Source organism: Novosphingobium sp. FSW06-99 (genome assembly GCF_001519065.1).
Classification (GTDB): domain Bacteria; phylum Pseudomonadota; class Alphaproteobacteria; order Sphingomonadales; family Sphingomonadaceae; genus Novosphingobium.
Genome location: NZ_KQ954251.1, coordinates 531,188 through 546,655 on the forward strand (window position 1 = coordinate 531,188; position 15,468 = coordinate 546,655).

18 protein-coding genes are annotated in these 15,468 nt (G+C 63.7%); 3 read left to right on the plus strand and 15 right to left on the minus strand.

The features are described 5' to 3' along the window. Window position 1: 1 nt before the first annotated feature. The 15 genes from AQZ49_RS02470 to AQZ49_RS02540 all read right to left on the minus strand — a co-directional run bounded on the left by AQZ49_RS02470 (window position 2) and on the right by AQZ49_RS02540 (window position 13,463). On the minus strand, window positions 2–2,095 hold the full coding sequence (locus tag AQZ49_RS02470; RefSeq protein ID WP_067612294.1) for a hypothetical protein: 2,094 nt from the start codon (window positions 2,093–2,095) through the stop codon (window positions 2–4). After that, on the minus strand, window positions 2,095–2,634 hold the full coding sequence (locus AQZ49_RS02475) for a hypothetical protein (RefSeq protein WP_197410884.1): 540 nt from the start codon (window positions 2,632–2,634) through the stop codon (window positions 2,095–2,097). The genes AQZ49_RS02470 and AQZ49_RS02475 overlap by 1 nt, the downstream gene beginning before the upstream one ends. Continuing rightward, the gene (locus AQZ49_RS02480; RefSeq protein ID WP_067612299.1) at window positions 2,615–3,097 is read right to left on the minus strand and encodes a hypothetical protein; all 483 of its coding nucleotides are present in this window, start codon (window positions 3,095–3,097) and stop codon (window positions 2,615–2,617) included. Before AQZ49_RS02480 ends, AQZ49_RS02475 begins: the two co-directional genes overlap by 20 nt. After that, window positions 3,094–5,352 carry a phage tail protein gene (locus AQZ49_RS02485; protein WP_067612303.1) on the minus strand — a complete coding sequence of 753 codons (2,259 nt, stop codon included), beginning with the start codon at window positions 5,350–5,352 and terminating at the stop codon, window positions 3,094–3,096. The genes AQZ49_RS02480 and AQZ49_RS02485 overlap by 4 nt, the downstream gene beginning before the upstream one ends. Before the next feature lie 3 nt (window positions 5,353–5,355). Beyond that, window positions 5,356–5,961 carry a phage connector family protein gene (locus tag AQZ49_RS02490; protein WP_067612306.1) on the minus strand — a complete coding sequence of 202 codons (606 nt, stop codon included), beginning with the start codon at window positions 5,959–5,961 and terminating at the stop codon, window positions 5,356–5,358. A gap of 13 nt (window positions 5,962–5,974) precedes the next feature. Then, window positions 5,975–6,172 carry a hypothetical protein gene (locus tag AQZ49_RS02495; protein WP_067612308.1) on the minus strand — a complete coding sequence of 66 codons (198 nt, stop codon included), beginning with the start codon at window positions 6,170–6,172 and terminating at the stop codon, window positions 5,975–5,977. Between the two features lie 47 nt (window positions 6,173–6,219). Then, window positions 6,220–6,690, minus strand: a complete 471-nt coding sequence (locus tag AQZ49_RS02500) for a hypothetical protein (RefSeq protein ID WP_067612311.1) — start codon at window positions 6,688–6,690, stop codon at window positions 6,220–6,222. Window positions 6,691–6,755: 65 nt separating this feature from the next. Further along, window positions 6,756–7,709, minus strand: coding sequence for a phage capsid protein (locus AQZ49_RS02505; protein WP_156428090.1), 954 nt, complete (start codon window positions 7,707–7,709; stop codon window positions 6,756–6,758). A 199-nt stretch (window positions 7,710–7,908) separates the two neighbouring features. Beyond that, window positions 7,909–8,790, minus strand: coding sequence for a hypothetical protein (locus AQZ49_RS02510; RefSeq protein ID WP_197410885.1), 882 nt, complete (start codon window positions 8,788–8,790; stop codon window positions 7,909–7,911). Then, window positions 8,759–9,070 (minus strand): Bbp19 family protein, encoded by a 312-nt coding sequence (locus AQZ49_RS02515; protein ID WP_067612321.1) that lies wholly within the window; start codon window positions 9,068–9,070, stop codon window positions 8,759–8,761. Before AQZ49_RS02515 ends, AQZ49_RS02510 begins: the two co-directional genes overlap by 32 nt. Beyond that, entirely contained in the window at window positions 9,067–10,707 is a 1,641-nt protein-coding gene (locus AQZ49_RS02520; protein ID WP_067612325.1) for a portal protein, read from the minus strand. Before AQZ49_RS02520 ends, AQZ49_RS02515 begins: the two co-directional genes overlap by 4 nt. Before the next feature lie 16 nt (window positions 10,708–10,723). Further along, on the minus strand, window positions 10,724–11,065 hold the full coding sequence (locus AQZ49_RS02525) for a hypothetical protein (RefSeq protein ID WP_067612326.1): 342 nt from the start codon (window positions 11,063–11,065) through the stop codon (window positions 10,724–10,726). Window position 11,066: 1 nt separating this feature from the next. Continuing rightward, window positions 11,067–11,312 (minus strand): hypothetical protein, encoded by a 246-nt coding sequence (locus AQZ49_RS02530; RefSeq protein ID WP_156428091.1) that lies wholly within the window; start codon window positions 11,310–11,312, stop codon window positions 11,067–11,069. An 11-nt stretch (window positions 11,313–11,323) separates the two neighbouring features. Further along, the gene (locus AQZ49_RS02535; RefSeq protein ID WP_067612335.1) at window positions 11,324–12,874 is read right to left on the minus strand and encodes a hypothetical protein; all 1,551 of its coding nucleotides are present in this window, start codon (window positions 12,872–12,874) and stop codon (window positions 11,324–11,326) included. Further along, the gene (locus tag AQZ49_RS02540; protein ID WP_156428092.1) at window positions 12,867–13,463 is read right to left on the minus strand and encodes a hypothetical protein; all 597 of its coding nucleotides are present in this window, start codon (window positions 13,461–13,463) and stop codon (window positions 12,867–12,869) included. Before AQZ49_RS02540 ends, AQZ49_RS02535 begins: the two co-directional genes overlap by 8 nt. 1,219 nt (window positions 13,464–14,682) lie before the next feature. Between AQZ49_RS02540 and AQZ49_RS02545 the strand changes: the two genes are divergently transcribed. Genes AQZ49_RS02545 through AQZ49_RS22695 form a run of 3 tightly spaced genes read left to right on the plus strand, consistent with a single transcriptional unit; the run spans window position 14,683 to window position 15,444 of the window. Next, window positions 14,683–14,898, plus strand: coding sequence for a hypothetical protein (locus AQZ49_RS02545; RefSeq protein WP_156428093.1), 216 nt, complete (start codon window positions 14,683–14,685; stop codon window positions 14,896–14,898). Window positions 14,899–14,922: 24 nt separating this feature from the next. Then, entirely contained in the window at window positions 14,923–15,279 is a 357-nt protein-coding gene (locus tag AQZ49_RS02550) for a hypothetical protein (protein WP_067612344.1), read from the plus strand. Window positions 15,280–15,282: 3 nt separating this feature from the next. Continuing rightward, entirely contained in the window at window positions 15,283–15,444 is a 162-nt protein-coding gene (locus AQZ49_RS22695) for a hypothetical protein (RefSeq protein WP_231738627.1), read from the plus strand. The last annotated feature ends 24 nt before the right edge of the window (window positions 15,445–15,468 follow it).

Consider the following 15,468-nt stretch of genomic DNA (forward strand, 5'->3'; position numbering starts at 1 on the left):
GTCAATTGGCCCCGCGCGTCAGATAGGGCTGTGGCGCCTGTCTGGGGTGCGCCGGGGCCATCACCCATCCGGCGGGTGTTTTCCACTTGTATGTGCCGTTTCCGGCGAACACGGGCACCGCCTGGCTCAGATTGAACGGTGTGCCATCGGGATTGACCGGGCCCATACCTTTCGCGCGATCGGCGGTTACCTGCCGGTTGACGTAATTGACAAAGCCCGGCGCGTTCATGCTGGTCGGCACGACATAGACATTGTTGGGCGCGCCCCACGATCCGATCCCGCCCGTCACCTGCCCGCCCGATGTCACATGGCCGCCCAGCGCGGCGCGCAATCCGTTCTGCACATCGGTGTCGGTAACGGTCATGCTCGATCGGCCCTGGCGCACCAGCATGCCGGCGATCCAGTTCGCCGCGGTGGTTTTCACGCCGGCGATTTCGGTCTGATCCATCATCGGTCCCAGCGCTGCATCAACCCGCGCGTTCAGATCGGCGATATGCGCCTGTGCGGGCGGTTTGGTGCCGGGCACCGCATCGGCCGGTTTTGCCGACCAGAAGCCGGGGTCGGCGCTCGCGCGCTCGCGACCTTGCTGCACCACTTCGCGGTTGAACGGGTCCAGCCCCGCCTCGATCACGAAACCACTGTCATGCGGCATGACCTGCCGCGCCGCCAGATCGCGCGTGGCGAAATCGAAATGATCCAGCGTGGCCAGTGCGGCCATGCGCCCCTGTTCACTGCTGGCCGCCTGCTTGCCCAGCTGCTCGGCCTCCGGTTTTTGCAAAGGCGCGATCGGATAGGGCAGTTGCAGAACGCGCTGCAATTGCTGGGCCTGCATCGCCCGCGTCGCATAGCTTTGTGGGTTGGTCGGATCGAGCGGCGCGGGTGCAACGCCGCGCGCCGTGGCCAGTGACCATGGGTCGCTCTGCACCGCCGCCTGCGTGGTATTGGCCAGATTGCGCAGCGCCTGCACATGCGCGCCCTCGGCGAGGCTCACCGGCTGTCCCGCCGCCACCTTGCGCGCGTTGTCCGCCTCGGCCGCTTCGGCCATGGCAGTCAATTGCGCCGGGGGCAGATACTGGTATCGGCCATTGACATCGACTTTGGCCAGGGCGGCTTCGAGCTGGTCTGCGCGGTTGATCAGTTCCGGTTTTGGCTTGCCCGCGGCCTGTGCCGCATCCGCCAGTTGCCGCGCCTGTTGCGCCATCGCCTGCAATTGCGGCATGGGCACATTGCCCCCGGCGTTGATCGTGGCCAGCGCCTGATCGGTCTGGCCCACAAAGCCCTGGATCGCCGCCTCGTTCTGCGCCTTTTGCTGGGCATCGACATGCGCCATGCGGCTGTCGAACATGCGGCCCAGCAGGTGCAACTGGTCGCCCTTGACGCCCGCCTGCGCAAACCATCCGCTCTGGTAAAGCTGATAGCCCATGCGCACTTTGGCCGGGTCATCCGAATAGGCAAGGCCCTGGCCATAGGCCACGGGCAATTCCTCCAGCCCGCTCAACGCGATCGCGCTGCGCTGGTCGGGTGTCAGGCCCTGCTGGCTGTGCACCGTGTCAGACCATTGCTGGCCCAGCTTCAGCACATCATCGGGCATTGCCGACGAATAGGCCTGCCCGGTCAGGGCTTGCTTCAGCGCGCCCAACTGCCCGACCGCCTGTCCCGCCGTCTGCACGGTCTGCCATTGCCCGGCCTCGGTGGCATAGCTCGATCGCATGTCGGCCACTTGCGCGGCCATGATCCGGGCGATCTTGGGGTTGGCCACATCGTCGGTCACTTGCCCGGCGATCTGGTCAAACGCGTCGCCCACCCGCTGGCTATATTCGGGCAGTTTCAGATCCGGGTCGCCCTGGATCGTGGCGATCGCCTGTTGCATCTGCGGGCGCAGCTGCGCCGCGCGCACTTGCGCCGCCGACAGATCGGCATCGTACTGGTTGTTCAGCAGGATGCGGTGCGCGTCCAGCGCGCCTGCCTGCATCGTCGCGCCCGCCTGTTCGGCAGCACCGGCCACCGGCGCGCCAAAGGCATCGGGCGTCGCCGCCTCGGGCAGATAGGGCGTGGCTTCCGGTGTCGGCACCGGTGGTGGCGCAAAATCGGCCATCAGCCCATCACCTGCGCCACGCTGGGATACAGGCTTTCATCCGGGGCAAACGGCTGCACCGCGCCGCCGGGCGACAGCGGGTTATAGCCATACTGGTTGTTGGCGTTGGCATAGTCGGTCTGGGTTTTCATCAGGCCGCTGGTCGCGCCGGTGATCCCTGCCAGCATCTTCATCAGGCCGCTTTGCTGGTCCATCTGTGCCTCTTCGTCGAACCCTGCCGCGCGCACCTGCGAAGCGCGCATGATGTTCATCGCCGAATAAGTCTGTTCCAGGCGCGACTGGGCCAGCGCCTCCAGGGGCGATCCGGTCGTGCCCCACACGCCGCTGGCGCCCGCTGCGGCGATCTGTTTGCCCTCGGCCTGGCGGAACTGCATATCGCTGTTCTGGATCTGGGTCAGGCCGGTTTGCGTGGCGATCGCCGCGTTCTGGCGCGCAATGCTGGCGTTGTAATCGGCCGCCTGCATCCCGGCGACGCCCTGGCCGATCGTGCCGAATGCCTGCAATCCCATGGCATAGGGGTTAGCACCCGCTGCTTGCATGGCGCTTCTCCCACAGTTTGCCGTCAATCACTTCGTGCAGCACCATGTCGATCGACGCCGGGCCCCACCGCCGCAGCACCGCAACCCGGTGAAATCCGCATGCCTGCGCAAAGCGGCCCTGTTCGGGCCGGTCGCACCGCGTCATCGCCTCCACGCGCGCCCATCGCCCCGCCACGATCTGTTCGCGCACAAACCGCACCACCGCGCGCGTATGGTCGGCAAAGCATTCGGAAAACAGCGCCCAGGCCGCCGCCTGCTGGGGATAGACCACGGTGAACCCCGCCGCCCCCGCCACCCGGCCGCTATGCGCCTCGATCCCGGCCCAGCACGGCCCGGCGCCGATCAGTTGCCAGCCATATTCCTCGGTCATCTGCGGCTCATGCAGCCCCAGCGTGCCATGTTGCCCGGCGCGAAGCTGGATCATCGGCACGTGGGCCGCCCGCATCGGTTCAAACGCGATCACGTCTGTTCCTCCGTCGTATATTCCAGACGCATCTGGCTGACGATCGCGGGCAACGGCAACTGGCTGGTGATCACCCATTGCCCGTTGCGGTTGGTGCTGTCGGCCACGAACAGATCATTGGTCGGCCCGTCATACAGCGGCTGCGCGCTGTCCATCGGGGTCGATTGCGGGCGCGGCAGCATTTCGGTGGGTTTTGCCGTCAACAGGCTGCTAAGGAACAGCCCCGCCGAATTGATCACCCGCATGATGCCCTTGATCAGACGCTTTTTCACCAGCTCGCTCTGGCCGCCCGCCCGGTTCACCAGTTTCGGCGGCAGGCCGACGATCTGCGCGGTATAAAGGATGCCCGCCGTAACCTGGCTGGCCGCCGTGCCCAGTGTAAAGCTGCCATCGCCGGCCACCACCGCCGATGTCACCACGCCATCGGCCAGCACGCTGATCGTCTGTCCGTAATAGTTCGATGGAAACCCGCTGCCCCCGGTGCCGAAATGTGTCGCTGGCGCGCCCGAATACGACAGCGCGCCGTCCAGAAATCGCCCCTGCGCGATCGGCGTGCCTTCTACCCACCAATCGTTCAGGTATTCCACCGTGATCACGCCGCCCGCGCGCTCGACCAGAAACCACATGACATCGGTCGTGCCGCTGACATTGGGCGTGCTGCACATGTCGATCACATTGGCATTCGCCCCGCCAAAATCGGCGATCGGCACTTGCGACCAGCCTTTTACCTGCTGGTCGGGGTTGAAGGCATGGACCAGCGCAATGCCATCGTTGCGCAGCGCCCAGATCAGCTCTTCGGTTTCCTGTTGCCAGGCTAGGCGCTTTATCCCCGGCTGCACCAGGTCGCGGCACCACACCGTGTCATTCTGGCTTTGGTATCGGCCATAGATCACCGAATAGAGCCCTTCGCGCACTTTGCGGCCGCCGCGCTGGATAAAGATCACGCGCTCTTCGGCCTGCACCGGGCGCACCGGCACGCTGCCGTAATTGCTCTGGCGCACCACCTGGATATTGGTGCTGTCGACCGCGGCGCTGCTGTTCTGCCCGGTCACGATATATTCGGCGCGCGTGGTCGAAAACACCAGTTGCAGATCCACCGCCGCCCACTGGATCGCGTCCGACCCGTCGATGCGGAACGAATAGGACAGATCCGCCTGAACCAGCCCGGTTGGGTCGAACGTGTTGAAATTCAGGAAGTCATTGACCACCGATCCGATGATCCAGAAATCGGTGTAGAAGATCAGGCGCCCATTCCAGATCAGGCACCCTTTGGGCCAGACATTCGCGGTGCAGAACATCGGCAAAGACCAGCGCCAGGTGGCATAGCTGCTGGTCGACATGCACGGCGGCGCGGCCTGGGTAACCGTGGCCGTGCAGGTCGTGCTGGGGCTGGTCGGCGTGCCGGTCGTGCCGGTGATGGTGAACTGGCCGAACTGGTTGCACACAAACAGCCACAGCACGCCCTCGTTGGTCGAACTGCTCGGCGGGGGCCCGTCCGATCCATCCCATTCGGAACCCAGCGTGTGCGTGGGCGGCGTCGCCCCGGTGCAATTGCCGTTCTGCTGCTGGTAGAGATTTCCCTCCCACCACACATATTGCGCGGCGGCCACCTGTATGCCCGGGCTCCACTGCACATAGGCGGAAAAATCCGCGGCCTGCAGCTGGATCGACCCGCCGACATGCCCGGACTGGAATATCGCACTGCTGGCCGTCAATGTCACCGATGCATCCACCGTCGTGCCGCTGGGATAGACGGTGATCGTGCGGTCGCTGTTCGATTGCTGATAGGGCCCGGCCTTCAGCGCCAGCGCGGTATAAGTGAACGTGCTGGCCCCGGTGCGGTTGATGCTGCCCGGGGGATAGCCTGGGTGGCACAGATACAGCACGTCGGCATCCTGCCAGTACATCAGCCCGGGCGCATCGGCGGCGGCATAGGGCACCGCGATCGTCACCGGCGTGCCGCCATTGGTCAGGATCGCACCGTCGTAATAGACCGTCACCAGCCCTTGCGAAAACACCAGCGCATAGGCCTCGGTCGCGTTGTACTCAAACGGCAGGATCGTGGTCGCCCCGGCCGCCGCCACGCCCGCCAGTTGCGATCCGCTGCGCTTGATCGCGGGCCCTTCGACCGTCGGCGCAAAGTTGACCATGCTGGCAACGGCGATGTCCCAGATGCCCTGATCGCTGCGGCCGAACAGGCGGGGCGAGATCTGGCCGCCCGCAAAGCTGTCGATCAGGACATGCTGGTTGCCCACGGCTTACTGGTATCCGGCGGCAACCGGGCCGTATGAGGCATTCCACCGCGCGTTGATCCAGTCGTCTTCGGCAAATTGCAACGGCGGATCTTCCATGCCATCGGCCTGTGCGGCATCGTCATACTTGTCATGGAATTGCTGGATCAGCCGCTGGCCCAGATCGCCATCGCCGGTCACTTTTTCAGCGGCGAGCCCGGCGATCATCAGCGAAAAGGCCATGGCCAGATCGGCGTCGAAATAATCGACCTCTTTCAGGTCATAGACATAGACCAGATTGAGCGGTGCGAAATTCGACAGCAACTGGCGACCTTCGCGCACATAGTCGCGAAAATCGCCAAATCCCGATATGCTGACCTGGACAATACGCACGAAATCGCCCGGCAGATTGAATGCGTTGGTATAGCCGAACGCGGGCGGTACGGCGGTGGGTGCCAGTGTCACCCGCGTGCGCGCACAATGCCAGGTGTTGGCGCGCAGCGTGTTTTCGCGCGCCGTTTCCCAGAACATTGCGATCGCATCGCCCAGCGGCCCGATCGCGGGAAAGGACAGGACTTCGTCCTGCCCCAGATGGCCCGCAACCAGATTGTAGATGGCGATTTTCGATGGCATCGGCCGCGCTCCGTCAAACCGGCGGGAACGTGTTTTCCAAAATCGCCATTTTGATCTGTTCCAGCGCCATGATCACGTCGTTGCGGTTGATCTCGACCGTCTTGTTGAAGATGACCGAGATAGTGTCTGCGGCGATCGAGGGCGTTCCGGCGCCGACCGACACATCCTGCACGCGGCCCCCGGCCGGGATCTGGTAATAATATGCAGCCATCGCCGTTTCCTACACTGCGGCGGCCCCGGCGAACCGGGGCCGCGCGCTCAGTTCGTCATCATGTAATTCAGCAGCAGTTCCATGTTGAACGCCGTCGGCAGCGCCGCGTTGGCGATCGTCATGAACAGATACTGGTCGGCGGTAACCTGCCCCGCCACGCGCTGCGCCACCGGGCGCAGCGTGTTCAGCGTGTTCGCCGCCGGGGCGACGATCGAGCCAAACGTGGTGGCGCTGACGATCGAGGCGGGCAGCGGCGTGGTGCCATACCCGAATTCCAGCGTAACGCCCGTCAGCGTGGTATCGCTCTGCGCCTGCAGGTCGACGAAATAGGCGCCTGCCTGCAGCTTGCCGATCAGCACGATATCGTTCGCCGCGCCCACGCCCTGTGCCACCAGCGACGCGCCGGTGATCACGAACGTCGACGACCGGCGCTCTGCATTGACCACGCCGCCATCCATCAACTGCGGCGGGGTCGTGCCCCAGAATTGCTGGGCCTGTACCGAATAACCAAATGGCATGTCTCAACCCTTTCGTTGGGGGGCAGACGGCACCGCGTGGCGCGTGCCACGCGGTGCGCGCTACCTCAGCTTTCGTAGCATTCGATAAAGCCCGACATGCCGTCCTGCGTGCGCGTGACGGCCATGCAGCTGCGGGCATAGACCTGCGTTTCGTAGTGCAGATCCTCGCGCAACGTGATGTTGGTGAACAGCCGTTCCCACCACCCGGCATAGACCCCGGCCTTTACCCAGAACGGCAGCTTGCGCACCAGCTGGCCCGTGGTGGGCGAAGTATAGGTGGTCGGCGATCGCGTGGCATAGCTGGGGCTGGCCAGGTTCACTTCGATGAATTCAAAGCCCAGGAACTGGATGATCTTCTTGCCGTCCGCCGAGGCCCGGCCGCCCAGCGCGCGAAATTCGTCGCTGGTAACCTGTACTTCCTTCATCAGATCGCCCATCTGGATCGGCGTAACCATGATATAGGCCATCGACTGGTCGAAATCGACATCGCCCAGGGCCAGCACCGTGCGCGCCTGGATGATCTTGGCCACGTTCAGATGGTTGCTGCCGCTGGCGCCATAGCCGAAATTGGCCGGGATCACCTGCGCGGTCGGGAATGGCACCACGGTCGTGCCTGCCGTGCCGCCCTGCCCGGTCAGACGGCCACCGAAAAAGCCGTTGATCCATTGGCGGTTGTGGTATCGCCGAATGGCCGCCGACCCCTGCATGGTGTAACCACCGGTCAGGTCGATATTGGCCATCAACTGGTCCTGCTTGTTGACCAGCTTGTCGAAATAATCCGGCGCGGGCTTGCCCAGCCAAAGGCGTGTTTGCGCGCCATCGGTGGGCACGATCGGCACGTGGCGCCCTTCGACGGTTTCGGTTTCCACCGCGCCGAAGAAATCCTCGATCTCGGCCAGAATGCCGTCCAGATCGCCTTCCATGCAGGTAGTCAGCAGCTCGCCACCGCGCGGCTGCAGGGCCAGTTCCATATTGGACTGAAACGTGATTTTCTCGGTAACATAGACCTGGTCAGCCATGCGGGCCTCCCGAAAGATGTGGTTGAACATCGATCGAAAGGCTTGTGGGCAGGCCCGGCCTTGTCTGGCGTTTGACGCACGCTTGAGCGGGTGTAACGGCACCGCCGGCGCCGGGGCCGCCCCGAAACGGGTTATGCGGCTTATCCGGCGTTGAGGGCGCCCTTATCCGTCAAAGACAGGGCGCCCGTCAAGCGGCTATTCAATCGCGCTTCGCCGCCGCCTTCTTCGCTGCCGCCAGTTGCGCGATCAGCCGGTCATAGGTCGCGCGCGCCACGGCATCACCCGACCGGATCGCCGCACCGTTCTCGCGCTTGTGCCGGTCAAGCTCGGCCTGCAATTCCGGCACGCTCAGGCTGACAATCTCGCTTTCGCCCGATCGCAACAGATCCTCCGACGTGCGCTTGCCCAGATCGGCCAGGATCTTGGCCGCGCCATCCACACCGAATGCGCCGCCCAGCTTGTCGACAGCGCCCTTGTCAAATCCCAGCGCTTCGGCGCCGCGCCGCATGAATTGCAGGTTCTTGCCGTAATCGGCCCCCCATTCGGATTGCAGCGCGGCCTTTTGCGCATCGACGCGGGCCTTTTCGCCCTCGATCGACTGGATCGCGGTATTGTTCCACCACCCCACGATCCCTTCGACCTGGGCTTGCGTCAGGCCCGCCGCATGCGCGCTCTCGGCAAAGGCTTTGGTGAAGGTCGGGTCGGGCTGAAATCCGTCCGGCGCGCCGATGGTGTATTTGTCGGGCGTTTCCGGCCGTCCCAGCTTGTTCCACACTTCGGCCCATTTGTCGGTTTCCTCGGCCTTGGGAATGGGGATGCGCGCATGCAGCGCGCGCTCCGCCTCGCGCGCCGACCGGGCGATTTCATCGGGGCTCTTGAACCCCTTTTGCGCCACCCAGTCGCGCGCACTGGGCGCGCCTTCGCCCAGCGGTTCAGTGCCGAATGCATCCATCCAGGGCGCATAAGTCAGTTGCGGATCGGGCGTGGCGGGCGCGGCGGGTGCGCCATCGCCTGCCGCAGGGGGCGCCCCGCCCGGGGCCGCACCGCCATCATTTGAACTCATCAGGTCGGATAAACTCATCGTGCACCTCCGTCAGGGGATTGATATCTTCGGGTTGAAAGTTGCGGATCGACATGATCTGCAACAGGACCTGGCGCCGACCCTCGCGCACCGCCATGTCGTACATATCTCCGGTCGCCGTAGTCGTATTCGCGTGACAAAATTCGCGCAGATAGGCCAGCACACGGCCCGCATGCACGCCGTTTGGGCCGTTCAGGTCGAACACCACATCAAACGACTGTTTGCGCGCCGCCCTGATCTTCCGATCAAGCTCCCGCATTCGCCATTTGCCAAGCATCATGCCATCGCCCCGGCGGCCTTGCCCGCCTGCGCCATGTTCAGCATCGCCTGGCTCATCGCCGGCGCCGCCGTGGTCAACTGTTCCTGCTGCTGCTGCTGCGCGCGAAGCTGGCGCTTGGCGATCACCTGGTCCGGATCGGCCAGCCAGTCGGCCCGCACGCCCAGCGCCAGCATCACCCCGCGCGGCGCCGCGTCGGTATCGACCACGTCCATCGCGCTCGGGTCGATTTCGGCCAGTGGCTGCAGTGCCTGCAACCCGGTGAGGAACTGTTGCGCCTCGGCCGACTTGGCCGCCGTGGTGAACGGATTGACGAATTCGTAGCGCAGACCCGCGCGCGCCTCGCGCAGCTCGCCCGGCGGCGGGTCGATCTGGCCCGCGCGCAACAGGATATCCATTTCGCGCGCCACTTGCGGTGTCAGGCTTTCGGCAAGCTGACGCCCGACATTCGGCGCCTGCAGCGCCATCGCCTCGCGCTTGCGGCCCAGATATTCGGTGGCCGTCTGCCGGTCGATCGGTTCCTGCATGATGGCAAACGCGTTGGTCAGATAGGTTTTTTCGACCCCCGCCTGATAGGTTTCCATCGCCTTTTCGGCATAGGCGGTCTGCACCCCGGCCAGGAACGGCTCCATCTGCCGTTTGCCGTTGATCATGCCGCCGGGAATGCCCGCGCCGGGCGTCATGCTCATGCGGTTGAACGCGCCTTCTTCGGGCACCAGCACGGGCGGCGACAGGTTCAGGTGGGTGGCGCGGATATAGTCATGGCCCATCTGGTTCAGCATCTTGATCGTGCCGATCTTCATCGCCGTGGGCCCGACGCCATAGGGGTCGTTGGGCGCCAGGGTATAGCGGCTTACCGCCAGCGGCGGGCTGTAGAACCCGCGCGCCGACACCAGCGTCTTGTCCTCCTCGATCACATAGAGGCTCTGGATCGGGAACCCGTCGATATCCATGCGGCCCGCTTCCCAATGGCTGTTGGGCCGCACCACGTGCACCACATGGAATTTCTGATCGACTTTGCCCGCGCGCAGCGCCTCCATCACTTTCGGGCACCGCGCGATCGCGTCATCGTGGAACATCTGCGCGATCGCCCGCGCGGTCAGCCGAAACCGGCGATGGATCGTATCGACCATGCCGCGAAAATCATCGTCGATGAAGATCTCCGACAAGTGCAGCGTGCGATACGACAGGCCGATCCCGACGTTTTCATCCGTCCAGAACGCCCCGGTGCCATAGAGGCCCAGTTGCCGCCAGCGCAGCGGGCTCTGGCTGGCAAACCCGGTGTGCGGCGCATTGCGGCACGCGTGCAGCCGTTCCGCCGCGCCTGCCAGCCATTTCTGCACTTTGGGCATGGCGTTCAGCGTCTGGTTGGTGGTCCACAGCTTGGTCACCTGTTCGCCATCGGGCAACAGCATCGCCTGCATCGCCGCCACAAAGGTTTCCAGCCCCGACACCGCCGTATCGTCGGTCAGGTGCTGGTCGCGCTGATAGCCGGGCGTCAGCTTGTAGAAACCGCCCTGCTGATAGGGGTCGGCCCAGCGCTCGCACTGGCGCCACAGGCTTTCGTGCGCGCGGCGCTGCTCGCACAGTGTTTCGTGCCGTTTGAGCAAAATCTGCACCTGGTCCTGATCGACTGGCATGGGACATCCTTTCGAATTATTCGGGGGCGGCCACTCGTTCGGGCACGCACAGCGCGCGCGACAGCGTGTATTGGCCATGGGCGCGCAGCACGTGCTGCGGCACGGTCACCCGCCCCAGCTCGCGATTGGCCACGCGGATGATCCAGGTGTTGAACCGGCGTTCGGTCTCGCCGGTGGGCAGTGGCCAATCCTTGACCAGCATCACATCCATGCCCTGCCGGATCAGCCAGTCGCCTTCGCCGGCCGTCAGCGTGACACCCAGCTCGTGCTTGGTATCCTTGTCGCACTGCGCCAGCGCCAGGGTGATCTTCCGGCCGCTCACGATCGCCGCATAGGCGGGGTTTTCGATCATCGCCATGTCAGTTCCCCAGCAAGGTTTTCGGGCCGGGCATCATCGGCTGCGCCCCATTCGGCCCGGTCAGCATGTCAGCGGCGCTGCCCATGCGGCCAAGCAGGCTGTCCTGCGCGTTCTGCTGTTGCTGCGCCTGGTTCAGGCTGACCGGCGGCGGCACCACCGGCGCCTTGGGCCGGTCGACGAGCGCCGCGACCGTGCCCGCCGCACTAACCCCGGCAAGCAAAATGGGAAGAAAAGCTGCTTGAGCCATTGTACCCTCCATCAATCAAGGTTGGAAAAAACATCGTAATTGGTGTTGAAACGGATGATCTGATTTTGCGGCTTTCGCTCGCGCCCGCGAACATCGGCCATCGTGTATTGCCCTTCCAGTGCCGCATACTGCTCTGCGTCGGCGACGTGGGTGAAGATCGTATCGGCAATCGACAGTTCGCCGCGCGTTTCGCCGGTCGATGTCTCTGCCTTCGAATAGCGGTATCCGCCCGCATGGGCCTTGATCAGGTGCGTCGCCCCGGCATCGATCTGGTACCCGTGCAATTCCTTCATCGCCTTCCAGATCACTTCGTTGCGCAGCGATGCCTTGTTCGTCTTGGCCCGATGGACCTTGAACCCCAGCGCATTTTCGAAAACCTCGCGCCAGTCATAGTCATCGTCTGGCCGGTCGCTCGACAGGAACATCGCCGGATCGCCCACCACGCGAAGCTGATCGGCATGCGTGATCGAAAATTTTTCCAGCAGGTATTTGCGCAGCATCCGGCCGAACTGCGCGGCGCCAACTTTCAACAATTCCCGACCGTTAGGGGCCAGATTGGCCAGTGCGCCAAGGGTGCGGACTTGGTTCAATTCGTTCCGGTAAAGCGGAACTGCCGCCGCGAACAAGCCTTGATCCACGCCCACGATCAGCTTGAACCGCCGGTCCCATTTCAGCCCCTCCACGACGTGCAGCCGGTGATCGAAATCGGGGTTGACCGGCAGACCGTGCATCAGCGCCACCGGCTTGTTGTGCACCATGCGATCGACATAGCCGGGCTTGTGCTTGTTCGCCGCGATCTGGCGCACATAGTACGCGCGGCCGCCTTCCAGATTGTGCAGGTTCTCCGCGCCCGCTTCCATGCCGCCGGGCTGCACAAAGGTCTGGATCAGCTCGCGATCCCCGAGCCAGTCCTGCAGGATCACATCCGCTTCCGGATCGAGGTCGATAAGTGCTTTGTCGAATGCCAGGCGATAGGCATGGTTTTCGACATCGGGCATGTTCATCACCACGATGATCTGCGGGTCGATCACCATCTTGGGGTCGAGGTCGGAAAAGCGGCCGACGCGACCGGTCAGGAACGGGATCAGATCGGGCGGCTGAATATCCGCCTCATCCACGATCACCGCGTTGACTTCCCAGCCACGGCAGGCGGCTTCCACGCCCTGATCGCCGATCGCGCGAAATTCGAATTCGCAATCGAGCCGTTCCAGGATCGCGCCGGTTTCCGGATCGGTCTTCAGGATCTTGGAAAACTTGTGCGTATAGGGCGCCCGCATCGAAAAGCCCTTGTCGCGGGGCACGATGTTGAACCACGATTTCAGCGTGGTCGCTTCCAGGCTGGGATAGCTTTCGCGGATGACGCCGATCCGTGCCTTGCGCCGCAGCACGCCCTTGCTGTCGACCCGGCCGCCCTGCCGCGATGCCAGTTCCAGCCCCGACGCCAGCGCGGCGATCGTCTTGCCCGACCCCACCGGCCCGACGCAGATCTTGATGAACGCGCGCGACTGGCGGAACGCATCCGCGATCGGCCCGGGCGAATTGAGCACGCGCGCCTCAGTCATCGACTTCGTCCCAATCGACGTCGAGCGTGCCCGCGTTGATGATATCGTTGACCTGCTGCTGGGTGTGCGTGCTGCCGGCGATGATCAGTGGCGCCACCGCCTCGCCATCCTTGTCCACGGCGGCCTGCTTGGCATGGATGAACGGCATCAGCTCGGCCGCGCACTGCTTGCGCAACTGCTGCGCCTCGCCATAGCTCAGCTCGACCACGATCTCGTGCGGGTTCCCGTGCCGGTCGATCCGGGTATAGGTCCGCCGCGATTGTTCCATCAGGATCTCGGCCGGCGTGGACTGGATCTGCATCAGCGTGATCGCCGGGTCCTGGCCAAAGCCCATGATGTACCGGCGAAAGTCCTGCCCGGCCCGGTTCTTCGCGCCCGGCGGCCTGCCCCGGCGTGCCTCGGCCGTCAGTTCCAGCGCGCTCGCCTTCGGCCCCAGCTTGCGCCGGGCCTCCAGCATTTCGGTGGGCGTGGGCACGCCCAGCAGATCGAGCTGTTCCGGCCGCGTCAGGTCGCGCGCGTCATGCGCCTTCTTGGCCTGATCGACCATTTCCGCCGCCGCGGTGGAAACACCGTCAGAAAGCTTTGACACGGTCAAATCCCCCGCCTAGCGTTTGCCCAGCGGCGCACGGGGCGCGCAATTCAGCACCCCGATCCGCTCTTCCAAAAACCCGATAGCCCCCACCCCGACCCGTTCCCCAGGGCCTGACCTTTGCGCGCCCTCCACAGGTCGCATCACAACGATTTTCGGAAAATTGGGTGTGGCAGGGAGCGAGCGAAGGGCGCGGGCCGCTGGGGGCACCCGCCCCCGATCGCGGGCCCAAAACGCCCCCCGGATGGCCCATGGTGACCGTCGACCGCACCCAGCGCGCCAGCCTGTCAGGCAGATGCAGCGCCGAAGAAAACCGCACGATTACAGCCCCTTCCGCCCACCCTTCCAACATCACCCTTCCAACAGAGCCCAGCGCCTCGCCGAAAAACCGCAGAAATCCGCCATTCTCGCCCAGCGCTCGACCGATCGCGCCCGCGCGGCCAAATCCCAAAGTTTCCCGTCGCACTGCCCCCGAATTACCCCGGATCAGGCGCCCAGGTGCGCAGCACGCATATCTGCCCCCTAGAATATTCAGGCCAGGCGACGAGATCGGCGCGACCGATCGTGGCGATATCGCCGGTTGCAGGTGCAACCGCGCTGCAACCGCTCTGCAACCACTAAACCTATGTTTTATATATAGATTAGTGAATGGTTGCATGGTTGCAGCGATACGCGCACGTATACGCGCATAGGCGTGCACACACGCGCCCACATGCGCATCACGCGAGGCCACGACGTGCAACCGCGCAACCACACACGAAAAGCCAATGATATCAATTGATTGCCAGTTGCAGGACGGTTGCAGCACGGTTGCACTTGCAACCGCAACCCCTGACCCAATGGGCGCGGCAAGCTGGCTGACCAATCTTATCGCAGTCAAACGGGCCGGGGTCAAACGCGAAACCAAGACGCACCCCAAGCAACTGCACCAGGACGCGGGCCGGGGTTGAAATGTGCGGCCGCGCACCGCTCCGGCTGCGCCTACGCTGCGGCCGCCAGTCGGCGCCAGGACCGACGCAAAACTTAACACCGCAAACGTATTGACGGGGATTTTAGGTTCTGAAAAGCCGGAGCGAAATGTTTCCCAACTAAGGCCGTGAAACCTACTGGCACCATTTTTCGACATATGCAAAAAACCTGTTGACGTATGTTTTCGGCATATGTATTTATTGCTTATCAGGACGGCGCAGGGCCGGACGGAAATGCAAGGATCAGGATCATGGCTCAGTTCACCGACAGCAACACCGAAGGGTTCAGCGAAACCGAGCTGGCTGTACTCAATGGCGCGTTCGACATTGTTGCGGCGCGCACCGAGCTGGAAACGATGGATGATGACCTGCGTTATCAGTTCGAACAGTCGATCTGCGACGCCATCAACAACGCATGGATCGGCGGCCAAACCGCTGAACAACTCGCTGCGCGCGTTCGGCTTTAACCCAAAACGGAAAGGATCGAGGCTATGGAATTTCTGCCCGTATTTTACGCCCGCCACGGCAATCAACCTGGCCAAATCGCACTTCAACACCCGACTGACAAACCGGTCGCACTGACTGAGGAAGCGCCGGATGGCTTCGACGGCGCGCCGCTTTTTTACGCACCCCCGGTATATCCCGCGATGCTGATAACGGCTTTGGGTAACTGGCGGCATGTCCCGAATACTGTGGTGCGGTCCGAGCAAGATTGGCTGGCATATCACGCGGCATTTTTTGCCCGTAAGGTCTGGGCTTATGCAAATGACGCCACCGACGAGGCTATTGCACAAAACGACGCCAACCGCCGGGCCAACAAAGCGCGCGCGGCCGAAGTGACGGCCTAATCCATGACCGAAAAACGCCCCCGAGGTCGCCCCACCAAGCCCGCAGGCGAAAAACGCCGCGATGTCCTGATAACCCTCAGCCCGCAGGCACTCGCCCTGATCGACGCACAACCGGGCCCACGATCCACGCTGATCGAGGCCCTGATCATCGGAGCATACAGCTAAGCCCGCCAACCTAACCGCACCAAC